The sequence below is a fragment of the Mesorhizobium sp. B2-4-6 genome (assembly GCF_006442775.1).
GTDB lineage: Bacteria > Pseudomonadota > Alphaproteobacteria > Rhizobiales > Rhizobiaceae > Mesorhizobium.
The window spans coordinates 73,315-89,577 of record NZ_VFVI01000007.1; the positions used below are offsets into that span (position 1 = coordinate 73,315).

General features: G+C 64.5%; 16 protein-coding genes. 5 read left to right on the forward strand and 11 right to left on the reverse strand.

Translation table 11 applies throughout. The features are described 5' to 3' along the window. Positions 1 to 86 precede the first annotated feature (86 nt). Together pnp and FJ957_RS18585 are read left to right on the forward strand one after the other, a co-directional pair. Positions 87 to 2,237: a polyribonucleotide nucleotidyltransferase gene (gene pnp / locus FJ957_RS18580; RefSeq protein WP_140833834.1), complete on the forward strand. Its 2,151-nt coding sequence runs from the start codon at positions 87 to 89 to the stop codon at positions 2,235 to 2,237. A 137-nt stretch (positions 2,238 to 2,374) separates the two neighbouring features. Then, the gene (locus FJ957_RS18585; protein ID WP_140833835.1) at positions 2,375 to 3,382 is read left to right on the forward strand and encodes a class I SAM-dependent methyltransferase; all 1,008 of its coding nucleotides are present in this window, start codon (positions 2,375 to 2,377) and stop codon (positions 3,380 to 3,382) included. 182 nt (positions 3,383 to 3,564) lie between these two features. Here the strand turns inward: FJ957_RS18585 and FJ957_RS18590 are convergent, their stop codons facing one another. The 4 genes from FJ957_RS18590 to fabA all read right to left on the reverse strand — a co-directional run bounded on the left by FJ957_RS18590 (position 3,565) and on the right by fabA (position 7,916). After that, positions 3,565 to 5,118, reverse strand: coding sequence for a bifunctional diguanylate cyclase/phosphodiesterase (locus FJ957_RS18590; protein WP_140833837.1), 1,554 nt, complete (start codon positions 5,116 to 5,118; stop codon positions 3,565 to 3,567). A 102-nt stretch (positions 5,119 to 5,220) separates the two neighbouring features. Further along, positions 5,221 to 6,033, reverse strand: coding sequence for an enoyl-ACP reductase FabI (fabI, locus tag FJ957_RS18595; protein ID WP_140833839.1), 813 nt, complete (start codon positions 6,031 to 6,033; stop codon positions 5,221 to 5,223). Positions 6,034 to 6,064: 31 nt separating this feature from the next. Continuing rightward, positions 6,065 to 7,285, reverse strand: a complete 1,221-nt coding sequence (fabB, locus tag FJ957_RS18600; protein WP_140833841.1) for a beta-ketoacyl-ACP synthase I — start codon at positions 7,283 to 7,285, stop codon at positions 6,065 to 6,067. Positions 7,286 to 7,400: 115 nt separating this feature from the next. Beyond that, entirely contained in the window at positions 7,401 to 7,916 is a 516-nt protein-coding gene (gene fabA / locus FJ957_RS18605; RefSeq protein ID WP_140645328.1) for a 3-hydroxyacyl-[acyl-carrier-protein] dehydratase FabA, read from the reverse strand. A gap of 246 nt (positions 7,917 to 8,162) precedes the next feature. On the opposite strand from fabA, the gene irrA reads away from it, so the two are divergent. After that, on the forward strand, positions 8,163 to 8,594 hold the full coding sequence (irrA, locus tag FJ957_RS18610; protein WP_140645394.1) for an iron response transcriptional regulator IrrA: 432 nt from the start codon (positions 8,163 to 8,165) through the stop codon (positions 8,592 to 8,594). Positions 8,595 to 8,604: 10 nt separating this feature from the next. Next, the gene (locus FJ957_RS18615; protein WP_140834233.1) at positions 8,605 to 8,985 is read left to right on the forward strand and encodes a DUF4260 domain-containing protein; all 381 of its coding nucleotides are present in this window, start codon (positions 8,605 to 8,607) and stop codon (positions 8,983 to 8,985) included. 51 nt (positions 8,986 to 9,036) lie between these two features. Here the strand turns inward: FJ957_RS18615 and FJ957_RS18620 are convergent, their stop codons facing one another. Then, entirely contained in the window at positions 9,037 to 9,594 is a 558-nt protein-coding gene (locus FJ957_RS18620) for an SH3 domain-containing protein (protein WP_140833842.1), read from the reverse strand. Between the two features lie 169 nt (positions 9,595 to 9,763). On the opposite strand from FJ957_RS18620, the gene FJ957_RS18625 reads away from it, so the two are divergent. Next, positions 9,764 to 10,765 (forward strand): D-glycerate dehydrogenase, encoded by a 1,002-nt coding sequence (locus tag FJ957_RS18625; RefSeq protein ID WP_140833844.1) that lies wholly within the window; start codon positions 9,764 to 9,766, stop codon positions 10,763 to 10,765. Between the two features lie 6 nt (positions 10,766 to 10,771). On the opposite strand, the gene FJ957_RS18630 is transcribed toward FJ957_RS18625, so the two are convergent. The 6 genes from FJ957_RS18630 to dnaN all read right to left on the reverse strand — a co-directional run bounded on the left by FJ957_RS18630 (position 10,772) and on the right by dnaN (position 16,154). Next, complete coding sequence (locus FJ957_RS18630) at positions 10,772 to 11,185, reverse strand: DUF126 domain-containing protein (RefSeq protein ID WP_140833846.1); 414 nt, start codon at positions 11,183 to 11,185, stop codon at positions 10,772 to 10,774. Further along, a complete protein-coding gene (locus FJ957_RS18635) occupies positions 11,182 to 12,435 on the reverse strand; it encodes an aconitase X catalytic domain-containing protein (protein ID WP_140833847.1) in 1,254 nt (417 codons plus the stop codon). Before FJ957_RS18635 ends, FJ957_RS18630 begins: the two co-directional genes overlap by 4 nt. Beyond that, positions 12,432 to 12,920, reverse strand: a complete 489-nt coding sequence (locus FJ957_RS18640; protein WP_140833849.1) for a GNAT family N-acetyltransferase — start codon at positions 12,918 to 12,920, stop codon at positions 12,432 to 12,434. Before FJ957_RS18640 ends, FJ957_RS18635 begins: the two co-directional genes overlap by 4 nt. Positions 12,921 to 12,924: 4 nt before the next feature. After that, the gene (locus tag FJ957_RS18645; protein ID WP_140833850.1) at positions 12,925 to 13,680 is read right to left on the reverse strand and encodes a molybdopterin-synthase adenylyltransferase MoeB; all 756 of its coding nucleotides are present in this window, start codon (positions 13,678 to 13,680) and stop codon (positions 12,925 to 12,927) included. A 169-nt stretch (positions 13,681 to 13,849) separates the two neighbouring features. Further along, a complete protein-coding gene (gene recF / locus FJ957_RS18650; protein ID WP_140833852.1) occupies positions 13,850 to 15,010 on the reverse strand; it encodes a DNA replication/repair protein RecF in 1,161 nt (386 codons plus the stop codon). Between the two features lie 25 nt (positions 15,011 to 15,035). Then, positions 15,036 to 16,154 (reverse strand): DNA polymerase III subunit beta, encoded by a 1,119-nt coding sequence (gene dnaN, locus FJ957_RS18655; protein ID WP_140833854.1) that lies wholly within the window; start codon positions 16,152 to 16,154, stop codon positions 15,036 to 15,038. Positions 16,155 to 16,263: the final 109 nt, after the last annotated feature.

Below are 16,263 nucleotides of genomic sequence, written 5' to 3' on the forward strand. Positions count from 1 at the left end.
CCCGTGGCTGCCCGAAGGAAGCCAAGAAAGGGAGAACCCGTGACCGTTAGGACGGCGCGGCCCTTTCCGCATATGAAGGACAAGACATGTTCAATCAACACAAAGTGGAAATCGAATGGGGCGGCCGTCCGCTCATCCTCGAGACCGGCAAGATCGCGCGCCAGGCTGACGGTGCGGTGCTCGCCACCTATGGCGAGACGGTCGTTCTCGCCACCGTCGTTTCGATGAAGGAGCCGAAGCCCGGCCTCGATTTCTTCCCGCTTACCGTCAACTACCAGGAAAAGACCTATGCCGCCGGCAAGATCCCGGGCGGCTACTTCAAGCGTGAGGGCCGTCCGAGCGAAAAGGAAACGCTGGTTTCCCGCCTGATCGACCGTCCGATCCGCCCGCTTTTCGCCGACGGCTACAAGAACGACACCCAGATCGTCGTCACCGTCGTCCAGCATGATCTCGAGAACGATCCGGACATCCTGTCGATCGTCGCCACCTCCGCCGCGCTGACCCTTTCGGGCGTGCCCTTCATGGGCCCGATCGGCGGCGCCCGCGTCGGCTACATCAACGGCGAATATGTGCTCAACCCGCATATCGACGAAATGCAGGAATCCAAGCTCGACCTCGTGGTTGCCGGCACCGGCGACGCTGTGCTTATGGTCGAATCCGAGGCCAAGGAACTCTCCGAGGACCTGATGCTCGGCGCCGTCGTGTTCGGCCACAAGGGCTTCCAGCCTGTGATCGACGCGATCATCAAGCTGGCCGAGGTCGCCGCCAAGGAGCCGCGCGACTTCACCGCGCCGGATCATTCCGCGCTCGAAGGCGAGATGCTGAAGATCGTCGGCGACGAGCTTCGCGAAGCCTACAAGATCACCGACAAGCAGAAGCGCTATGCCGCCGTCGACGCCGTCAAGGCGAAGGTCAAGGCAGCGTTTGCGCCGGCCGAAGGCGAAGAGGCCAAACACACCTCCGAGCAGATCGGCTCGGTGTTCAAGGAACTCCAGGCCAAGGTCGTGCGCTGGAACATCCTCGACACCGGCTCGCGCATTGATGGCCGCGACCTGAAGACGGTCCGCAAGATCGTCTCCGAAGTCGGCGTCCTGGCGCGCACCCATGGTTCGGCGCTGTTCACGCGCGGCGAGACCCAGGCGCTGGTCGTTGCCACGCTCGGCACCGGCGAGGACGAGCAGTATGTCGATTCGCTGACCGGCATGTACAAGGAGAAGTTCCTCCTTCACTACAACTTCCCGCCCTATTCCGTCGGCGAAACCGGCCGCATGGGTTCGCCGGGTCGCCGCGAAATCGGCCACGGCAAGCTCGCCTGGCGCGCCATCCGCCCGATGCTGCCGAGCGCGGACCAGTTCCCCTACACGCTGCGCGTCGTTTCGGAGATCACCGAGTCCAACGGCTCGTCCTCGATGGCGACCGTGTGCGGCACCTCGCTGGCGCTGATGGATGCCGGCGTGCCGCTGGCAAAGCCGGTCGCCGGCATCGCCATGGGCCTGATCAAGGAAGGCGAGCGCTTCGCGGTGCTCTCCGACATCCTCGGCGACGAGGACCACCTCGGCGACATGGACTTCAAGGTCGCCGGCACCGCCAATGGCGTCACCTCGCTGCAGATGGACATCAAGATCGATGGCATCACCGAGGAGATCATGGGTATCGCCCTGGCCCAGGCAAAGGACGGCCGCCTGCATATCCTCGGCGAAATGGCGCATGCGCTGTCGGGCGCCCGCGCCGAGCTCGGCGAATTCGCGCCGCGCATCGAGGTCATGCATATCCCGACCGACAAGATCCGCGACGTCATCGGCTCCGGCGGCAAGGTGATCCGCGAGATCGTCGAGAAGACCGGCGCCAAGATCAACATCGAGGACGATGGCACGGTCAAGATCGCTTCGGCGAACGCCAAGGAGATCGAGGCGGCGAAGAAGTGGATCCACACCATTGTCGCCGAGCCGGAAGTCGGCGAGATCTACGAAGGCACCGTCGTCAAGACGGCCGACTTCGGCGCGTTCGTCAACTTCTTCGGCCCGCGCGACGGTCTCGTCCACATCTCGCAGCTCGCCAATGAGCGCGTCGCCAAGACCTCCGACGTCGTCAAGGAAGGCGATAAGGTCTGGGTCAAGCTGATGGGCTTCGACGAGCGCGGCAAGGTCCGCCTGTCGATGAAGGTCGTCGACCAGGCGACCGGCAAGGAAATCGTCCAGGAAAAGAAGAAGTCGGACGGCGAGGAAGACGCCGCCTGATCGGTTTTACCGTATAATCCAAGACGGGCGCGCCGCGAGGTCGCGCCCGTTTTGTTTCGGGGCAATTCCAGGACAAGCGGGAACCGGTTTTCCGTCCGGAATTGCGTCCGAACAAAAAGTTCTACGGAGCTAGGTGAATGGCCGCGGAGCCGCTTAAGACGCTGTTCTACCCGTTCGAGGCCGAGGCGCTGCCCCTGCCGCGAAAGGATGCCCGCGTCCTGTTTCTCGGCGCCGAGCCCGGCTTCCGTTTGCCTGCCGGCTTCGACGCGGCACTGCATCTCGTGCAGTGCTTTCGGCCACATTTTCGAACGCTGCAGGCGTCTGGCTACGCGGTCACGCCGTGCGCCGAGGGTACCGGCTTCGACCTGGCGCTGGTGCTTGCGGGCCGTCATCGTGGGCAAAATGAGTTGCGCATCGCCGACGCCATCGAACGCACCGTGCCGGGCGGGCTGATCGCGGTCGCGGGTAGCAAGGAGGACGGCATCGACAGCCTGCGCAAGCGAATCAACGCGCTGGCGCCGCTGGAAGGCCATCTGCCGAAGCACCACGGCGTCGCTTTCTGGTTCAGGCGAACCGGTACGGAGGCGGCCGCGACCCTGCGCGCCGGCAACCCCGATCTTGTCGTCGACGGCGGCTTCAAGACCAAGCCTGGCATGTTCTCTTTCGACCGTGTCGATGCGGGATCGAAATTGCTGGCCGCCCACCTGCCTGGCGATCTCAAGGGCAATCTCGCCGATTTCTGCGCCGGCTGGGGCTATTTGGCGGCCGAGGTCCTGCAGCGCTCGCACGCCCTCACGGCCATTGATCTCTACGAAGCCGATTTCGAAGCCCTGGAAGCGGCCAGGCTGAACGTCCATGGCGCCATCGAGCCCCGTTTCTTCTGGACCGATCTGCTCACCGAGACGGTCGAGCACCGCTACGATGTGATCGTCATGAACCCACCCTTCCACAGTGGGCGTGCGGCTGAACCCGGCATTGGCGCCGGCATGATCCGCGCCGCGTCGAAAGCCTTGAAGCCGGGCGGCCGCCTGTTCATGGTCGCCAATCGCCAGCTTCCTTACGAACAGATGCTGTCGGCGGCCTTTGCCAGCCACACCGAGATCGCGCGCGACGGGATGTTCAAGGTGTTTTCGGCACGCCGCTGAAGCAATTCCAGGAAGAGTGTGAAGCGGTTTCCCGTCCGGAATTGCGTCGTCAGGAACAAGCAAGTCCAGGAAAAGTGTGAAGCGGTTTTCCGTCCGGAATTGCGTCGTCAGGAAAAAGCAATTCCAGGAAAAGTGTGGAGCGGTTTCCGTCCGGAATTGCGTCAGGAAAACTGCGACGTGCCTTATTGCACGCTGACGATGCGGGCGGGTTCGTGCGTGCCGAAGGCGGACCGCGCTTCGCCAAGCTCGACCTTGAGCGGCGCCGGCCGGCCGAACAGATAGCCCTGCACGACCTCGCAGCCGGCCGCTCGGAGCAGGGTGGCCTGGTTCTCGGTCTCCACGCCTTCGGCGATGATGCCGACGCCCAGCGCCCGTGACAGGCCGACAATGGTCGAAACGATCGCGCCGGAGCTGGAGTCGGTGTCGATGCGGCTGACGAAGGAACGGTCGATCTTCAGCTTGCCGAAGGAGAAATCGATCAGGTAGCTCAAATTGGAATAGCCCGTTCCGAAATCGTCGACGGCCACGGAGATGCCCATCTCGGCAAGCTGCTCCAGGATCGCCGCAGCGCGGTCGCGGTCCTGCATCATCGCCGTCTCGGTGACCTCGAGCTCCAGCCGCGACGGCTTGATGCCGGTCGATTCCATCACTTCCCGCACGATGCCGACGAAATCCCTGGTCATGAACTGGACCGGGGAGATGTTGACGGCGACGAAGCAGTCCTCCGGCAGGTAGCGGGCGTCGCTGCAGGCCTTGCGCAGCACCCACTCGCCGATCGGATTGATCATGCCGGTTTCCTCGGCGATCGGAATGAACTCCATCGGCGGGATCATGCCGCGCTCCGGATGCTTCCAGCGGATCAGCGCCTCATAGCCGACGATGCGGCCGCTCGGCAGGTTGAGCTGCGGCTGATAGTGAAGGCTGAAGTCGCCGCGGTCGAAGGCGGTCTTCAACTCAGACTCGATCCATTGCCGGTAGTCGGCCACGCGGCCCATGTCGGCGTGGAAGACAGACCAGTTGCCGACGCCGCTGGCGCGCGCATTCTGCAACGCCAGGTTCGAGCGGCGCAGGATGAGCACTGGGTCGACGCCGTCCTTCGGCATCGCCACGATGCCGACCGACAGGCTGACCGACTGCAGATGGCTCTGCAGCTGATAGGGTTCCATCATCTCGTTGATGAGCTTCTCGATGAGCCGCTCGATCGAGCCCCTGATGTCGCGATCCGGCAGCAGCACGCCGAATTCGCCGGCGCCGGTGCGCCCGATCACCGCGTTCTTCGGCATGTTGTCCTTCAGCCTGCTGGTGAAGGCGCGGATCAGTTCGTCGCCCTGGCTGTAGCCGATGGCGTCGTTGATCTGCTTGAAGCGGTCGATATCGATGTCGATGAGGAACACCGGCTCGCCGGTTCGGATCGTCCCGGAGGCGGCCTCGGCGATCTTGCCGACCATGGCCTGGCGCGACAAAAGGCCGGTCAGCTTGTCGAAATGGGTTTCCTTGAAAACATAGGCCGCCGATTCATCGACGCCCGCGAAGAACGACAGGGCGGCACCGCCGGCGGCCAAAGCGCAGAGCGCGGCGATGACGCCGGCCATCGTTTCGGCTGGCATGCCGGCCATGCCGTCGCCGAAGCCGAACCGCAGGCCCCATAGTCCAAGGATGAAACTGCCCATGCCCGAGCTGGCGATGGTGATCAGCCGGAACAGCGGAGTCCGTTTCGGATTGCTGACTGCAGGCATGCATTGTCCCTAGATTAGGGGACCTTATAGCGGATATCTCCTTAAAATGAGTTTCCGCCAATGCATCCAATTTTACTGGAACGCTACTGTCGCGACTGCAAACTATTCGCGCGCGCCGTCGTTCTGCTTCAGTTCCTCCAGTGCCGGCATCGAAACGATGTGATAGCCGGAATCGACATAGTGGATTTCACCGGTGACGCCCGACGACAAGTCGGAGAGCAGGTAGAGCGCCGAGCCGCCGACTTCGTCGATGGTCACGGTGCGCCGCAAAGGCGAGTTGCGCTGCTGGTAGGAGAACATGTGGCGGGCATCGGACACACCGGAGCCGGCCAACGTCCGCACCGGCCCGGCCGAGATGCCGTTCACCCTGATACCGCGTGGGCCGTAGTCGTTGGCAAGGTAGCGCACGCTGGCCTCCAGCCCGGCCTTGGCGACGCCCATGACGTTGTAGTTCGGCATCACCCTGACCGAGCCGGCATAGGTGAGCGTGATCATCGAGCCGCCATTGCCCATCAGCGCGGCGGCGTTGCGGGCGATCTCGGTGAAGGAATAGCAGGAGATCACCATTGTGCGCACGAAATTGTCGCGGCTGGTGTCGGCATAAAGGCCCTTCAGCTCGTTCTTGTCGGAAAAACCGATGGCGTGCACCACGAAATCCAGCCCGCCCCAGGCCTTGCCGAGGGTCTCGAAGGTCGCGGTGACCGAGGCGCTGTCCTCGACATCGCAGGGCACGATCAGCGAAGCCCCTACCTTCTCGGCGAGCGGCTTGACCCGCCGCCCGAAGGCGTCGCCCTGGTAGGTAAAAGCGAGTTCGGCCCCGTGTTCCGACAGCTTCTTGGCGATGCCCCAGGCAATCGAATGGTCGTTGGCGACACCCATGACAAGCCCGCGCTTGCCCTTCATCAACCCTTCCATGCCTTGGCAATCCTTATGAAAAACGCTGGTCTTACGCGGAATAGCGCTGGAAAATCAGCGTTGCGTTGGTGCCGCCGAAACCGAAAGAGTTGGACAGAACGGTGTCGATCCTGGCGTCGTCGATACGCTTGCGCACGATCGGCATGCCCTCGAATTCCGGATCGAGCTCCTCGATATGGGCGCTCTCGCCGATGAAACCGCCCTGCATCATCAGGATCGAATAGATCGATTCCTGCACGCCGGCCGCCCCCAGCGAATGGCCGGTGAGCGACTTGGTCGAGGTGATGTAAGGCATCTTGTCGCCGAACACCTCGCGAATGGCGCCCATTTCCTTGGAATCGCCGACCGGCGTCGAGGTGCCGTGGGTGTTGATGTAGTCGACCGGCGAAGACACCGTGGCAAGCGCCTGGCGCATGCAGCGCATCGCGCCTTCCCCTGAAGGCGCAACCATGTCGTAGCCGTCGGAAGTCGCGCCGTAGCCGACGATCTCGGCGTAGATCTTGGCGCCGCGCGCCTTGGCGTGTTCCAGCTCTTCCAACACCAGCACGCCGGCGCCGCCGGCGATGACGAAACCGTCGCGGTTGACGTCGTAGGCGCGCGAGGCGGTCGCCGCGTTGTCGTTGAATTTCGACGACATGGCGCCCATGGCGTCGAACAGGTCCGACATGGTCCAGTCGAGGTCCTCGTGGCCGCCGGCGAACATCACGTCCTGCTTGCCCCATTGGATGAGCTCATACGCATTGCCGATGCAGTGCGCCGAGGTCGAGCAGGCCGACGAGATCGAATAGTTGACGCCGTGGATCTTGAACCATGTGGCCAGGGTGGCCGACGCCGTCGACGACATCGCCTTCGGCACGGCGAACGGGCCGATACGCTTGGGGCTGTTGTTCTTGAGCGTGGTTTCGGCCGCTTCGACGATGGTGCGGGTCGACGGCCCGCCGGAACCCATCACGATGCCGGTCCGCTCATTGGTGACGTCGCCTTCGCTTAAGCCGGCATCGGCGATCGCCTGGTCCATGGCGACGTGGTTCCAGGCAGCGCCTTGGCTGAGGAAGCGCATGGCGCGGCGGTCGATCATCGGCGTGGGATCGAGCGTCGGCGCGCCCCAGACCTGGCAGCGGAAGCCGTGTTCGGCGAAGGAATTGGAAAAGCTGATGCCTGATTTGGCATCGTAAAGCGAGCTCTGCACCTCATTGGCATTGTTGCCGATCGACGACACAATGCCGAGCCCTGTCACTACGACCCGTCTCATTCGCAACTCCTTCCCGCGTATTCGGGCGAAAGACCTAGCCGGTTTTCCCCTTGATCATACGCAAATAAACTGACGTGGCGTCCATTGGCTATGCGGGCGCCGTGGCGGAAAACGGTCAGGCGGCCGACTGCTTGGACAGGCCGACCTTCAGATCCGTAGCCGCATATATGGGTTCGCCATCCGCCTTGAGCCAGCCATCGGCGATGCCGAGCACCAGGCGGCCGCGCATCACGCGCTTGAAGTCGATGCCGTATTCGACCTTCTTCACCGATGGCGTCACCATGCCCTTGAACTTCACCTCGCCGGTCGACAGCGCCATGCCCTTGCCTGGTTCGCCCAGCCAGCCGAGATAGAAACCGGTCAGTTGCCACATGGCGTCGAGGCCGAGGCAGCCTGGCATGATCGGGTTACCGATGAAGTGGCAGGCGAAGAACCACAGATCCGGCTTGATATCGAATTCGGCGCGGATGAAGCCCTTGTCGAAAGCGCCGCCGGTCTCGCTGATCTCGGTGATGCGGTCGAACATCAGCATCGGTGGGTAGGGCAGCTGGGCATTGCCCGGCCCGAACAGGTCGCCGCGGGCGCAGGCGAGCAGTTCCTCGTAATCGTAGCTGGACTTTTGACCCGCCATCAAATTTCTGTCCCCGTGTTCTTCGCGGGCGGCAGGGCGCCCTTGTCGTCGGTTTCCTAACACACTCTGTTTGCGGCCGGAAACCGGCGTTTGCGCTTAACCCGTGCGCCTGCCCGGGTCAATGCGCGCTATTGATCGCATTCGGACTACAGAATATATGTCGGCTGATGTCCGGTTTTGGCTTTTGACGTCTTTTAGCCATGCTGGACCTGTTGATGGGCTGGGCAACAAAGCTTCGACGTGAAGATGGATTCGGGCTATCGGAAGGAAAATGTCGCTGTGGACAAGCGGGTTCGCGAAGCCGGCCTGAGGCCGACGCGTCAGCGCATTGCGCTGGCCGACCTGCTGTTCGCCAAGGGCGATCGCCACCTTTCCGCCGAGGAACTGCACGAAGAGGCGATTGCCGCCGGCGTGCCGGTTTCGCTGGCGACGGTGTACAACGCGCTCCACCAATTCACCCAGGCCGGCCTGTTGCGCATCCTGGCGGTGGAAGGCTCGAAGACCTATTTCGATACCAATACCTCCGACCATCATCACTTCTACGTCGAGGGCGAGAACCGGATTTTCGACATCGAGAGCGGACCGGTCACCGTCTCCAACCTGCCGGCGCCGCCGGAAGGCATGGAGATCGCCAATGTCGACATCGTGGTGAGACTGCGTCCCAAACGCTGCGATTGATCCCGTGGCGATGCGGGCCGTCGACCTGATTGTCCGGTTTGAATGGGTCGCCGTCGCCGCGTTGGCTATCGTTTGCTACGCAATGTCCGGCTTTTCCTGGTGGCTGTTTGCGCTGCTCATCCTTGCGCCGGACCTGTCGATGCTGGGCTACCTCGCCGGGCCAGGCGTCGGCGCCGTCATCTACAACGCCTTGCATATCCTGATTGCCCCGCTCGTCCTTCTGCTTGCGGGCGCGTTGCTCGCCGGCTCGATCACGACCGCCGTGGCGCTCATCTGGATCGCGCACATCGCCATCGACCGTGCCCTCGGCTACGGCCTCAAGCTGCCTACCGGTTTTCAGGATACGCATCTCGGCCGCATCGGCCGCGAGCGTCCTCGCGCGGCCCAATAGGGGCGTGCCGAGATTCAGGTCAGGCCGGCGTCACCTGAATATCGGCACGCCCTAGTTCTTGACCTTCTCGCCCGGATAAGCGCCCCACACCTGTGACTGGGCCATCCAGCCGGTATGGCCGTCGAAGGTCATCTCGCACCACTGGCCGTCGCATTTCTTGATCGAGCCGATCACGCCCGGCTCGATGATGGCGACGACACCGGCGTCCTTGTCGGGCTCGTTGAGCAGGTTGATTCGCCCGCCCTTGCCGCGCTGCCAGGGTGCGACGATGGCGGTGCGGCGGCCGGAGAGCAGCGACTGGTTGATCCAACCTTCCGAGCCGTCGGCATCGCGCACGCGGCGCCAGGTGTCGAATTCCTGGATGACTTCCATCGGCAGGCCGGCCTTCAGATACATCCAGTTGACGGAATAATTGGCGCCGGGCCCGACGCGCGAGTTGACGCGGGCCGGCTTCAGGCTGACGAAGCGCGGCAGCGGCAGGCCGCTCGGGCCGAGCGTTATGGCCTGCGCGGGAGCGGCGGCACTCTGGGCGAACGCCTGCGGCGCGCAAAGCAGGGCGCCAAGAAGGGCTGCGCTGAAGGCCAGGCGAAGCGACGCGAAACCAGACACTTTCGTTCCTTTCGGCGCCGGCCCGTCGGGACGGGCGCCCCTTTTTCTTTGTCTTCGGCGGCACCGCTTGTTACAGGAGTGGGCTGGTGCCGCGATTGGCTGCAAGTTTCGCCGGTCTTGGTTAAAGAGGTCTCAACGAGATCGGTTTCGAGGAAGCTTTGGGGATAAAATGGCAGGCAAAAAACGGCCCCTCGTCGTCATCACGCGCAAGCTGCCAGACCCGGTCGAAACCCGCATGCGCGAGCTGTTCGACGCGCGCCTGAATGTCGAGGACCGGCCGATGACGCAGCCGGAGCTGGTCGCGGCGGTCAAGGAAGCCGATGTGCTGGTCCCCACCATCACCGACCATATCGACGCCGCGCTGATCGCCCAGGCCGGCGAGAACCTCAAGCTGATCGCGAACTTCGGCAACGGCGTCGACAAGATCGACGTCGCCGCCGCCGCCAAGAAAGGCATCACCGTCACCAACACGCCGAACGTGCTGACCGAAGACACCGCCGACATGACCATGGCGCTGATGCTCGCCGTGCCGCGCAGGCTCGCCGAGGGCGCCAATGTGCTGACCGGCGAGAAGAAATGGGCTGGCTGGTCGCCGACCTGGATGCTCGGCCGGCGCATCTGGGGCAAACGTCTCGGCATCGTCGGCATGGGCCGCATCGGCACGGCCGTCGCCAGGCGGGCCAAGGCCTTTGGCCTTTCGATCCATTACCACAACCGGCACCGCGTGCTGCCGGCGGTCGAGGAGGAACTGGAGGCGACCTACTGGGAAAGCCTCGACCAGATGCTGGCCCGTATGGACATCATCTCGGTCAACTGCCCGTCGACGCCGGCGACGTTCCACCTGCTGTCGGGTCGTCGCCTCGCGCTGATGCAGCCTTCGGCCTACCTCGTCAACACCGCGCGCGGCGATATCATCGACGAGGAATCGCTGGTCAAGCTCATCCATGAGGGCAAGATCGCCGGCGCCGGCCTCGATGTCTACGAGCACGAGCCGGCGCTGAACACCAAGCTCATGAAGCTTGCCGCCAAGGGCAAGGTGGTGCTTTTGCCGCACATGGGCTCGGCCACGCTCGAGGGCCGCATCGACATGGGCGAGAAGGTGATCATCAACATCCGCGCCTTCTTTGACGGCCACCGTCCGCCGGACCGCGTCCTGCCGCTCAGGACCTGAAAAGATTTAAACGGCGGCGGTCACTGCGCCGTCCGAGGCGACCGTGACGGTGGCTCCGCGGTAGCTGTCGAACGCGCCGCGTTCGAGCCGCACCGCCATCGGCGTTTCCCAGCCCATTTCCCGGGCGACGATCAGGCCGAGCAGCAGGATGGCGTCCGGCTCGTGCAGCACCAGGGCGGCCGGCGCGCGGCCGTTGTGGACGAGTTCCATCAGCACCGCCGAAGCGGATGACGAGCCGATCGTGCCCGGCAGGAACAGCACCCGGCCGGCAATGACTTCGCCATGCTGCGGGTGGCGGACATCGGCGATGCGGCCTGTCTTCGGATCGACGCCGCCCCAGAAGCTGATCGGCGCCGTCAGCACCAGCGCGTCGCCTTCGCCCGCCTTGCCCGGCACGAGGATTTCGGCTGCTATGCTCATGCGGCGATCTCCGTGAAGACCGGCTTGCCGAGGACCGCGCTTTCGACGCAGTCGGCAAGCGAGGCGTAGAGCACCGCATAGCCGGTGTTGCCCGGCGCGTAATGCGCGAACTTGCCCGAATTGGTCATCAAAACGCCGTTGCCGAGCTCCGGCATGATCGGCGTCACCACCACGCAGGTGTCGGCGACGATGACGACGCCGCTGGCTTCGAGCCGCTTCCGCCGGCCATTCTGCTCCAGCAGGGCAAGCGCATGGCGGCCGGTGCAGGCGTAGATCGGCACCGCGAGCCGCCGCCCGGCGATCAGCCGTTCCAGGCTGTCGAACTCGGCGTGCGACAGATGCGGGCTGCCGATCGCCACCGCGTCGATGGTTTTTGGCGCTGCCGCGGTCGACAGGCCGGCGCGCGCCTTCGCCACCATGTCGGGCGTCACGCGGATCACCGCTTCCGGCTCCGGCCCGGCCAGGATGGTTTCGACATCGGGAGCCTCGGGCGTCACGCCGGCAATGTGGAACAGGCCGACCGCGCCGGACGACGCGGCCGCCGCGCCGAAGGCCTTCAACGCGTCCTCGCCGGGATGAACGGTCACGCCTCTGACGACAGCGATCGCGTTGCCTATCTCGCGGCCATAGAGGCTGCCCAGGACAGGCCAGGCGATCTCCGAGCCCAGGAAAGAAGGCGACAGGCCCGAAACGTCGAAAATGAGCCGCGCCCGGCGGTTATCAGGCCGGTGCAGGCCATAATCCGGCGCGCGGCCGACAATCGCGCAGGCAATGTCCAGAAAGTCGCCATAGCGGTTGGTGCGCGCGCCCAGCACCGAATTGCAGAAGACGACCGCGTTGGACTCGCCCCAGGCCACGTCGCTGCCCTGTGCCGGCCTGTGCCCGGCCTGGTAGGGGGCGCAGGTCCAGCTCTGCTCGCAGCCGAGCTTGCGATAGGCCTCCATCATCCGCCGCGCCATGCCGCGCCGCGGCTCTTCCAGGCGGATGCGCGAGCATCCCATAAGGTCGAGCGCTCCGACATTGAGCGTCGAGCGCACCGCGACCTTCGCGCCGCCTTCGACCAGCCGCTCGGCGAACAAGGTACCGGAATCGCCGTGGTAAAGCGCCCCGTCGATATGGGTGGAAGCGATCGGGATGAGCCGCGGCGCGCCGAGCAGGCGGGCGCTTTCGGCGACGATGCGCATCGCCATGCCCGCGCCGTCCTGGCTGGCGGCGATCGCCTGTTCTTGCGGGCTAAGGGCGAGGCTCAAGACAGCACCTTGCGCATGGTGACGGAAGTTGGCCTGTCATAGCCGTCATGCGCCGTGCGCTCGGTCTCGCGAAAGCCGAACCGGGCGAAGGCCGCATGGTTTGCGGTCAGTTCGATACGGGTCTGAAGCTCGATCGCGTCCTTGCCGCGCTTGCGGGCAAAATCCTCCACGGCCAGCATCAGCAGGCCGCCGATGCCGCGCCCCTGAATACCGGGCTCGACGGCAAGCTTGCCGACATAGAAGTCATTCGCCCTCTCCAGCGCGAACACGCAGCCGACGATCCGGCCGTTCTCCACCGCCAGGAACGCCGTCTCCTGCCTTGCCTTGCGCCGCAGGTTTTCCGCCGTCATCCGGTGCGCGGATGACGGCGGGTCGATGACCCCGTCCATATAGGCAAAAGCGCGCCGGATCAGCGCGAGCAAGTCGCCCCATTGGTCGAAATCCGCTGGAAGGCCGACTATGGAGATGCCGCCGCTCTGGTCCATGCGCTCACACGGCCTTGTAGCGGATGGTGTCGAAGCGGGCTGTAAGCCCGTCATAGAGCAGCAGCCGGCCGATGAGCGGCTCGCCTATGCCGGTGATCAGCTTGATCGCCTCCATCGCCTCCAGCGTGCCGATGACGCCCGTCAGCGCGCCGACGATGCCGGCAACGGCGCAGGATGGCACCAGCCCTTCGGGCGGCGCTTCCGGGAACAGGTCGCGATAGCTCGGATTGCGCTTGCCGTCGGCGCCGGCCTCGAACGGCTTCAGCACCGTCACCGAGCCGTCGAAGCGCCCGACGGCGGCGGTGACGAGGGGCTTCTTCTCGCTGGCGCAGGCATCGGCGACCGCGTATCGCGTTTCGAAATTGTCGGAGCCGTCGACGACGATATCGTAGCGGGCGACGAGGGCAGGGGCGTTCGCCTCCGTCAGCCTGAGGCGATGCGATACCACCGCGACGTTGGGGTTGATGCGCATGATCGCTTCCCGTGCGCTGTCGGTCTTGGCCATGCCGATCGCGTTTGTCCCGTGGATCACCTGCCGCTGCAGGTTGGACAGCGAGACCGTGTCGTCATCGACGATGCCGAGCGTGCCGACGCCGGCGGCGGCAAGATATTCGAGCACCGGCGCGCCAAGCCCGCCGGCGCCGATCACCAGCACCCGCGCCCGTTTCAGCTTCTGTTGGCCGGGGCCGCCGATCTCGGGCAGCACGATGTGGCGGGCGTAGCGTTCGAGCTCTTCGTCGGTCAGCGCGGCATCGGTCATGGTCGAACCATATCGTCGGCGCAGAGCCTTGTCATGTACGGGCAAGGCGAAGCCTTGTCCCGCGGGCATGTACGGGCAAGGCGAAGCGTTGTCCCGCGGGGCATTTACGGGCAAGCCGAAGCCTTGTCCCGCAACGCAAGCGCAAGCACCCGCCAGGGTCTTCGAGAGATCACCCGGTCACGCCGACGCTGCCGTGATCGACCGTCAGGAACTGCGCTCGGCCCTCAAGGCTGGAAAACAGCGCGGCATCCGTGCCTGTCATGAAGGCCTGGCAGTTCAATTCCTCGAGGATGGAGAACAGCGCCGCGCGCCGGCCCGCGTCGAGATGCGCGGCGATCTCGTCCAGGAGAAGGATTGGCGTCAAGCCCGACATCTCGCCGGTCAGCCTGGCATGCGACAGCACGATGCCGACCAGCAGCGCCTTCTGCTCGCCGGTCGAACAGAGCTCTGCCGGCATCGACTTCGGCCGATGCCGGACCACGAGGTCGGAACGATGCGGGCCGTCCAGCGTGCGGCCGGCGGCGCGGTCGCGCTCGCGGCCATTGGCAAGCGCCCGACGGAAGTGCTCTTCGACATCGACGGCCGGCGCGACGGCGACTTCGCTCTCCAGATCACCGGCAAGGCTGATGCCGGCCTGCGGAAACGGCCCGCTGCCAGGCAACCTGTCGATCATGGCGGCAAGCAGACGCACCAGCTCGGCCCGCGCGGCGGCGATTGCCACCCCGGTCTCGGCCATCTGCGTCTCGATCGCGTCGAACCAGGCGCTGTCGCGGGAACCTTCGGTAAGCAACCGGTTACGGCTGCGCATGGCTTTCTCATAGTCGAGCGCGCGCTGGCCATGGCCGGGGTCGATCGCCAGCACCAGCCGGTCGAGGAAGCGGCGGCGGTCGGCCGCTGGTCCGGGAAACAGCCCGTCCATCGCCGGCGTCAGCCACACGACCCGCAGCCATTCCAGCATATCCTCGGCCGATCGCGCCGGTGCGCCGTTGATCCGCACCTTCCTGCCGCCTTCACCGGCGGCGTCACCGCCCGAAATTCCGGTGCCGATCTCCACCTGTCCCTCGGGTCCCTCGATGCGAGCATGCAAGGCGAAGCCACCGTCGCCGTCTTCGCGCGCCACATCGCCATACGGCGCGCGGCGCAGGCCACGGCCCGGCGTTAGGAACGAGATCGCTTCCAGCAGATTGGTCTTGCCGGCGCCATTGTCGCCCGACAGAACCACCGCGCCGGGCGCAAGTTCAAGCGAGAGCGCTGCGTAATTACGGAAATTTGTAAGTGTTAGCTTACTTAAATGGCTCTGTTGCCGAAGCTGTTTCGCATCCGCGGTCACGACGACATATATGTCCGTGCCGAACCTAGACCCGCATCGGCATCAGCACGTAGAGCGCCGTTTCGTCGGCCATATCATGGATCAGCGTCGGCGAGCCGGCATCGGCCAGCATGAACTTGGCTTCCGAACCCGTGAGCTGGGCCGCGACGTCGAGCAGGTATTTGGCGTTGAAGCCGATCTCGATCGGGTCCGACGAGTAGTCCGCCGCCAATTCTTCCGTGGCGCTGCCCGAATCCGGATTGTTGACCGCGAGCGTCACCTGGCCGTCATTGATCGAAAGCTTCACCGCTCGGCCGCGTTCGGAGGAAATGGTCGAAACGCGGTCTACCGCCGCGGCGAAGCTCTGCCGGTCGATGATCAGCTTCTTGTCGTTGCCGGTCGGAATGACGCGCTGATAGTCGGGGAAGGTGCCGTCGATCAGCTTCGAGGTCAAAACGACGCTGCCGATGGTGAAGCGGATCTTGGTGTCCGACAGCTCCGTGGTCACAGCCACGTCGGGGTCGTCGACCAGCTTCTGCAGCTCGCTCACCGTCTTGCGCGGAATGATGATGCCGGGCATGCCTTCCGAGCCTGCCGGCGCGTCGATCTCCGCCCGCGCCAGGCGATGCCCGTCGGTCGCCACAGAGCGCAGTTTCAATTTGCCGCCCATCTCGTGCGTGTGCAGGAAGATGCCGTTGAGATAATAGCGCGTCTCCTCGGTGGAGATGGCGAATTGGGTCTTGTCGATCAGGCCCTTGAGCGCCGCCGATTCCAGCCGGAAGATATGCGAGAACGAACCGGCCGAAAGCTCCGGGAAGTCGGATTGCGGCAGGCACTGCAGACGGAAGCTCGAACGACCGGAGGTGATCGTCATCGCGTTGCCGTCCTCGTCCGTCTTCAGCATCACCTCGGCGCCGTCGGAAAGCTTGCGCACGATGTCGTAGAGCAGATGCGCCGGCACCGTCGTTGCGCCGCCGCGCTCGACCTTGGCGGGCGTCGCTTCCGTCACCTCAAGGTCGAGGTCGGTGGCCTTCATCTCGAGGCTGGCGCCCTCGGCGCTGAGCAGCACGTTGGACAGGATCGGTATGGTGTTGCGCCGCTCGACCACGCGGTGGACGTGGTTGAGGGACTTCAAGAGATTTGACCGTTCCAGGATAACACGCATGACGAAACAGGCTCGCTTCAATGAATGAACGGGTCACCGGCAGGCAGCATCCCGCGAAAGCCCTGAAAGGCTTTCAGAATCTGCGTAAGCTGACAGTAAAAAGCCTGCG

Excerpts from the sequence above, each read along its gene's own strand:
- pnp (WP_140833834.1), top strand. The coding sequence starts at position 87 with ATGTTCAATCAACACAAAGTGGAAATCGAATGGGGCGGCCGTCCGCTC.
- FJ957_RS18585 (WP_140833835.1), top strand. The coding sequence starts at position 2,375 with ATGGCCGCGGAGCCGCTTAAGACGCTGTTCTACCCGTTCGAGGCCGAG.
- FJ957_RS18590 (WP_140833837.1), bottom strand. The coding sequence starts at position 5,118 with ATGCCTGCAGTCAGCAATCCGAAACGGACTCCGCTGTTCCGGCTGATC.
- fabI (WP_140833839.1), bottom strand. The coding sequence starts at position 6,033 with ATGGAAGGGTTGATGAAGGGCAAGCGCGGGCTTGTCATGGGTGTCGCC.
- fabB (WP_140833841.1), bottom strand. The coding sequence starts at position 7,285 with ATGAGACGGGTCGTAGTGACAGGGCTCGGCATTGTGTCGTCGATCGGC.
- fabA (WP_140645328.1), bottom strand. The coding sequence starts at position 7,916 with ATGGCGGGTCAAAAGTCCAGCTACGATTACGAGGAACTGCTCGCCTGC.
- irrA (WP_140645394.1), top strand. The coding sequence starts at position 8,163 with ATGGATTCGGGCTATCGGAAGGAAAATGTCGCTGTGGACAAGCGGGTT.
- FJ957_RS18615 (WP_140834233.1), top strand. The coding sequence starts at position 8,605 with ATGCGGGCCGTCGACCTGATTGTCCGGTTTGAATGGGTCGCCGTCGCC.
- FJ957_RS18625 (WP_140833844.1), top strand. The coding sequence starts at position 9,764 with ATGGCAGGCAAAAAACGGCCCCTCGTCGTCATCACGCGCAAGCTGCCA.
- FJ957_RS18630 (WP_140833846.1), bottom strand. The coding sequence starts at position 11,185 with ATGAGCATAGCAGCCGAAATCCTCGTGCCGGGCAAGGCGGGCGAAGGC.
- FJ957_RS18640 (WP_140833849.1), bottom strand. The coding sequence starts at position 12,920 with ATGGACCAGAGCGGCGGCATCTCCATAGTCGGCCTTCCAGCGGATTTC.
- FJ957_RS18645 (WP_140833850.1), bottom strand. The coding sequence starts at position 13,680 with ATGACCGATGCCGCGCTGACCGACGAAGAGCTCGAACGCTACGCCCGC.
- dnaN (WP_140833854.1), bottom strand. The coding sequence starts at position 16,154 with ATGCGTGTTATCCTGGAACGGTCAAATCTCTTGAAGTCCCTCAACCAC.